Raw genomic sequence first — 6,109 nt, 5'->3', positions numbered from 1 at the left:
TCTGCATATCTGACACTTTGGTTCCCACTACTTATTTGGTGGACACCACTTTGTCTAATTCGTCAGATTCTGACCAGACGGTTCAGGCTGTACGCTTACATATTAACTATCGTCGCCCAGCGGTATTAAGTGACCTGTTAACTATTACCAGTCAGTTGCAGCAATTAAACGGTAAAAGCGGCATCTTAAGCCAGGTCATTACACTGGAGCCGGAAGGGCAGGTGGTAGCGGATGCGCTTATTACGTTTGTTTGTATTGATCTTAAAACGCAGAAAGCATTAGCTCTGGAAGGGGAATTGCGCGAAAAGCTGGAGCAGATGGTTAAGTAAACGTTTTGTGGTGCCGGATGCTCAAGCCGCATCCGGCGACACCCGGAATAATTACCTCAACCCGGTTTTCTGCTTCATCGCTGCCATCACCGTCGGTTTATCGGCCAGATAATGATTCAAACCGTTGGCGCGTAAATTACATGCCGCACAATGACCGCAACCGTCGCCTTTAATGCCGTTATAGCAGGTCAACGTTTCGTTACGGACTAAATCCAGTTTGCCGTAATAATCTGCCAGCGCCCAGGTTTCCGCTTTATCAATCCACATCAGCGGCGTTTCAAAACGAATATCTTTCGCCATGCCCAAACTGACGGCATGGTTTAGTGCTTTCACAAACTCATCGCGGCAATCCGGGTAGCCGGAGAAATCCGTTTCACAGACGCCGGTAATTACGGCTTCTGCTTTTACCTGATACGCATATATTGCCGCCAGCGTCAGGAACAAAATATTACGCCCTGGGACAAACGTATTCGGGATGCCATCGGCTTCAGGTTCATAATCAGGCACCGGAATGCTGTCACGTGTCAGGCTGCTGACCGCCAGCTCGTTGAGCAGCGTTACATCAAGAACCTTATGCGCGCGTGCTCCCAGTTTCAGCGCCAGTTCGCGTGCCACGTCGATTTCTGCGCGATGTCGCTGACCGTAATCGAACGTCACGCAATGGACTTCATCATATTGTTGTAATGCCTGCACCAGACAGGTGGTGGAATCCTGGCCTCCACTGAACACAACGACAGCACGTTTCATAGATAATCCTGCTTGAACAATAAAAGCGTTATGGTAACGCCTGCGATTAACCCGGACCAGCTATTCATTGCGACGGCGCGGGAAGCCAGGCTTCGGTAAATTCAAACCAGCCGCGCGGTGTCAGTCGCACACCGTTCACGCCGGGAGGGGCACTAATGCGATAGTGATAGTTGAACAGCGGCGTCAGCGTCGCGTCTGCCATTAACTGGCTAAAAACCGCTTTCAGGGCATTAAATCGGTTTTCCTCATCAGGCATTACTTGCACCGCGTCCAGCGTCGATTGCAGATGTGCATATGCTGGAGCGTCGAAAACATGTGGCCATAGTGGATCGCAACGTAGCCATTGCTCCAGAGTATATTCCGGTGCTTCGCCAATTAATCTGTCGCCCATCATGAGGTCTGCGTGTGCCAGTAGGGTCGTGTCGTCCCAGTTTTTTGCGTTATGAAAAATAATTGTGAGTTCACAGCCTTCCGCTGCCAGTGTCGCCTGTAGGCGTTCTGCCATGGTATGAAGTTCTATCGGTAGGTGATAAACCAGCGTCAAGGTTTTCGGTAGTTTGACTTCATCCGGTACTTGCCAGTGCGGAATAGTCCAGCCTGGCAGTAATGCATGACTGGCGGTGATCAGGTTTTCTCCGACTTCTAACGTTTGTAATAAACCGGATTGATGAATAATGGAGATCACTTTTCGCGCCTGCCAGAGGGAGAGTCGGGGACTTTTGCGCAACGTTAAATAGCAAAAACCTAAACTGATGCCACTACTGACCTGGCTGACCCGTTGCAGCTCCTCCGGTTTGCCGATGGTGATTTGCACGGGATGCCGACAACTGGTTCCCAAATCTTTTTCGAAAAGCGGCGGAGTTATCCAGTACTCAACCGCTTTAAGCAGCGGATGACGCAAATGGTAATAATCATGGCTCTCCAGGCGCACCAGCTCCGCTGTGAATTGTGTTAAGCGAAAAGGACCAGTGCCGATCAGTGGGAATTGCGGATGCGCCAGATGGCTGCAATAGCTCGCCAGCCGGTGCGCAAGCCAGTAATCGGGGCGATGTAAAAAGAAGGTCAGACACTGCGGATGGGTGACTTCAATACGCTTCACGCTAATAAATAATTGATCCAGTGCTGGCAGTTGTAACAGCATCAATAATCGCTGGTGTAAGTGTGAGGCTTTTACTGCATCGCCGTTATGCCAGTGTAGGGTTGAACGAAGATAAAAGTCCCAGCGTAACCCGTCAGTAGAGGTTTCCCAGTGATGCGCTAAATCGCCAATCGGGCGCTGAGTATTATTATCGAAGCGGGTCAGGCCGGAAAATATCTGCCCGGCGAGATGCTGCTCGGCACGGCCGGGCAAAAAGCCTGGTTGTAGCGGTTCGAGCGGGCGATAGTAGGGAATACGCAACGTGGGTGTATCGTTTTGCCATTGTCCGCCCATAAACGGCTGTAACAGAGTGCGTAGCTCACCTGGGGCCAGTTGCGCCAGCTCCAGCACATCTTGCTGCTTTCCGGTTTCCAGTGCCTGTTCCATCATCGCATTGCGTAGCGATTCCGGCGTGACCAGAAAGCGTAATTGTCCGCGCTTTCCGCGTCCTGACTGCGCCTGCCACTCCAGCCATCCCGCCTCCTGTGCCTGACGCAACAGCGTACGAACATGGCGTTCGCTGCAAAAACAGCGTTCGGCCAGTTCGCTGACGGTGACGGTTTGCGGCTTTCCGGCTGAAGGTTGCCACAGACGTTGATACTGGTTAAGACGGTTGAGCAATCGCATATAAACCCGGAACAATATTATTTAACTATTCACTATTACTTCCGTATATATCAGGTGATACTCAATCTCCATTAACCGTGTCACAGAGTGGAGAAAGAAATGGCTCGTCTGGCAGCATTTGATATGGATGGCACTTTATTGATGCCTGACCATCATTTAGGTGAGAAAACCCTCTCTACTTTGGCGCGACTGCGTGAACGCGACATTACCCTCACTTTTGCCACGGGGCGTCATGCGCTGGAGATGCAGCATATTCTCGGGGCGCTATCGCTGGATGCATATTTGATTACCGGCAACGGAACGCGCGTGCATTCTCTGGAAGGTGAACTTTTACATCGTGATGATTTACCTGCGGATGTCGCGGAGCTGGTGCTGTATCAGCAATGGGATACCCGAGCCAGCATGCATATCTTCAATGACGACGGTTGGTTTACCGGGAAAGAGATCCCTGCGTTGTTGCAGGCATTTGTCTATAGCGGTTTTCGTTATCAGATAATCGATGTCAAAAAAATGCCACTCGGCAGCGTCACCAAGATCTGCTTCTGTGGCGATCACGACGATCTTACACGCTTGCAGATCCAGCTATACGAAGCATTGGGCGAGCGTGCACATTTGTGTTTTTCCGCCACGGATTGCCTCGAAGTGCTGCCGGTGGGCTGCAATAAAGGCGCTGCATTGACGGTGCTGACCCAACATTTAGGTTTATCGTTGCGCGATTGCATGGCCTTTGGTGATGCGATGAACGATCGCGAAATGTTAGGCAGCGTCGGTAGCGGGTTTATTATGGGCAATGCGATGCCGCAACTGCGCGCGGAGCTCCCGCATTTACCGGTGATTGGACATTGCCGAAATCAGGCTGTCTCTCACTATTTGACGCACTGGCTGGACTATCCACATCTACCTTATTCCCCCGAATAATGAGATCCCTTCCAGCACCGGGCAATTGCCCGGTTTTTTTTGCGTTGAATTTGTCATTTTGTGCCGTGGTGTTTAAACCGCACAGAATAAATTGTCGTGATTTCACCTTTAAAATAGAATTAAAAGAGAAAAAAATTCTCTGTGGAAGGGCTATGTTAGATAAAATTGACCGTAAGCTGCTGGCCTTACTGCAGCAGGATTGCACCCTCTCTTTGCAGGCACTGGCTGAAGCCGTTAATCTGACAACCACCCCTTGCTGGAAGCGCCTGAAACGGCTGGAGGACGACGGTATCCTTATCGGCAAAGTCGCCCTGCTGGATCCGGAAAAAATAGGCCTCGGCCTGACCGCCTTTGTGCTGATAAAAACGCAACATCACAGCAGAGAATGGTATTGCCGCTTTGTCACGGTGGTTACCGAAATGCCAGAAGTGCTGGGGTTCTGGCGCATGGCTGGTGAATACGATTATCTGATGCGCGTCCAGGTTGCCGACATGAAACGCTACGACGAGTTTTATAAGCGTCTGGTAAACAGCGTGCCGGGGCTGTCGGACGTCACTTCCAGCTTCGCGATGGAACAGATTAAATACACCACTTCTTTACCCATCGAATAAATATCCAGAATCAGGTCAGGACACAACGCGTGCGATTATTTGCTCAATTAAGCTGGTATTTCCGTCGGGAATGGCGTCGCTATCTCGGGGCTGTCGCCTTGCTTGTCATTATCGCGATGCTGCAACTGGTTCCGCCAAAAGTGGTTGGTATTGTTGTCGATGGCGTGACAGAACAACACTTTACTACCGGGCAGATCCTGATGTGGATCGCCACCATGGTGCTGATTGCCGTTGTGGTTTATTTCCTGCGTTACGTCTGGCGGGTATTGCTGTTTGGTGCGTCTTATCAACTGGCTGTTGAACTGCGTGAAGATTATTACCGTCAGCTAAGCCGGCAGCATCCTGAGTTTTACCTGCGTCATCGCACGGGTGACCTCATGGCTCGTGCGACCAATGACGTCGATCGCGTCGTGTTTGCAGCCGGAGAAGGGGTGCTGACGCTGGTGGATTCACTGGTGATGGGCTGCGCTGTGTTGATTATGATGTCTACGCAAATTAGCTGGCAGTTGACCTTATTTGCCCTGTTGCCGATGCCAGTGATGGCGATCATGATCAAGCGCAACGGCGATGCCTTGCATGAACGCTTTAAGCTGGCACAGGCGGCGTTTTCTAGTCTTAATGACCGCACCCAGGAAAGCCTCACCAGTATCCGCATGATCAAAGCCTTTGGCCTGGAAGATCGCCAGTCGGCGTTATTTGCCGCGGATGCCGAAGATACCGGCAAAAAAAACATGCGGGTGGCGCGTATTGATGCTCGTTTCGACCCGACCATCTATATCGCGATTGGTATGGCGAACTTGCTGGCGATTGGCGGCGGTAGTTGGATGGTGGTGCAGGGCAGTTTAACGCTGGGCCAGCTCACCAGTTTTATGATGTATTTAGGTCTGATGATTTGGCCAATGCTGGCGCTGGCATGGATGTTTAACATTGTGGAACGTGGTAGTGCTGCATACAGCCGTATTCGCGCGATGCTGGCGGAAGCGCCGGTGGTGAACGATGGTAGCGAACCCGTGCCGGAAGGGCGTGGCGAACTGGATGTAAATATTCACCAGTTCACGTATCCGCAGACTGACCATCCTGCGCTGGAAAACGTCAATTTCGCCCTGAAACCCGGTCAGATGCTGGGTATCTGCGGGCCGACTGGTTCCGGCAAAAGTACCCTGTTGTCGCTCATTCAGCGTCATTTCGACGTCAGCGAGGGGGATATTCGCTTTCATGATATTCCTCTGACGAAGTTACAACTCGATAGCTGGCGTAGCCGCCTGGCGGTAGTTAGCCAGACACCGTTCCTTTTTTCCGACACCGTAGCGAACAACATCGCGTTGGGTTGCCCGAATGCCACCCAGCAAGAGATTGAGCATGTCGCGCGGTTAGCCAGCGTACATGACGATATTTTGCGTCTACCGCAAGGTTACGATACAGAAGTGGGCGAGCGCGGCGTGATGCTTTCCGGTGGGCAAAAACAGCGTATCTCCATTGCTCGAGCGTTATTAGTCAACGCGGAAATCCTCATCCTTGATGATGCGCTTTCGGCGGTGGACGGACGCACAGAGCACCAGATCCTGCATAACCTGCGTCAGTGGGGACAGGGAAGAACGGTAATCATCAGTGCCCATCGCCTTTCGGCACTGACGGAAGCCAGTGAAAATGTAATGAACGCATCCCACACAATTAAACACGGAGCAGTATGATGGTTAAAAGGGTGAAACTGGCAGGTGTGGAGCCTCGCAGATTTCCGG

General features: G+C 51.5%; 5 protein-coding genes and 1 pseudogene. 4 read left to right on the top strand and 2 right to left on the bottom strand.

Going from position 1 to position 6,109, the window contains the following annotated elements:
- Positions 1-5: 5 nt before the first annotated feature.
- Positions 6-329: a thioesterase family protein gene (locus BGK49_RS08430; protein WP_046891685.1), complete on the top strand. Its 324-nt coding sequence runs from the start codon at positions 6-8 to the stop codon at positions 327-329.
- Positions 330-380: 51 nt separating this feature from the next.
- On the opposite strand, the gene queC is transcribed toward BGK49_RS08430, so the two are convergent.
- The gene (gene queC, locus BGK49_RS08425) at positions 381-1,076 is read right to left on the bottom strand and encodes a 7-cyano-7-deazaguanine synthase QueC (RefSeq protein ID WP_000817229.1); all 696 of its coding nucleotides are present in this window, start codon (positions 1,074-1,076) and stop codon (positions 381-383) included.
- A 64-nt stretch (positions 1,077-1,140) separates the two neighbouring features.
- Positions 1,141-2,841 (bottom strand): SgrR family transcriptional regulator, encoded by a 1,701-nt coding sequence (locus BGK49_RS08420; RefSeq protein WP_001238231.1) that lies wholly within the window; start codon positions 2,839-2,841, stop codon positions 1,141-1,143.
- Positions 2,842-2,940: 99 nt separating this feature from the next.
- On the opposite strand from BGK49_RS08420, the gene cof reads away from it, so the two are divergent.
- The 3 genes and pseudogenes from cof to BGK49_RS08405 all read left to right on the top strand — a co-directional run.
- Complete coding sequence (gene cof / locus BGK49_RS08415) at positions 2,941-3,759, top strand: HMP-PP phosphatase (RefSeq protein WP_000113027.1); 819 nt, start codon at positions 2,941-2,943, stop codon at positions 3,757-3,759.
- 152 nt (positions 3,760-3,911) lie between these two features.
- Positions 3,912-4,370, top strand: a complete 459-nt coding sequence (gene decR, locus BGK49_RS08410) for a DNA-binding transcriptional regulator DecR (RefSeq protein WP_054495872.1) — start codon at positions 3,912-3,914, stop codon at positions 4,368-4,370.
- A 29-nt stretch (positions 4,371-4,399) separates the two neighbouring features.
- Positions 4,400-6,052: pseudogene (locus BGK49_RS08405) on the top strand (SmdA family multidrug ABC transporter permease/ATP-binding protein); the annotation flags it as partial.
- Positions 6,053-6,109 lie beyond the last annotated feature (57 nt).

This window comes from Shigella sp. FC1544, from assembly GCF_001722145.1.
In the GTDB taxonomy this organism is placed as follows: Bacteria; Pseudomonadota; Gammaproteobacteria; order Enterobacterales; family Enterobacteriaceae; genus Escherichia; species Escherichia coli.
The sequence above is the reverse complement of the archived record's forward strand: the minus strand, read 5'-3'. Positions and strand labels throughout refer to the sequence as shown.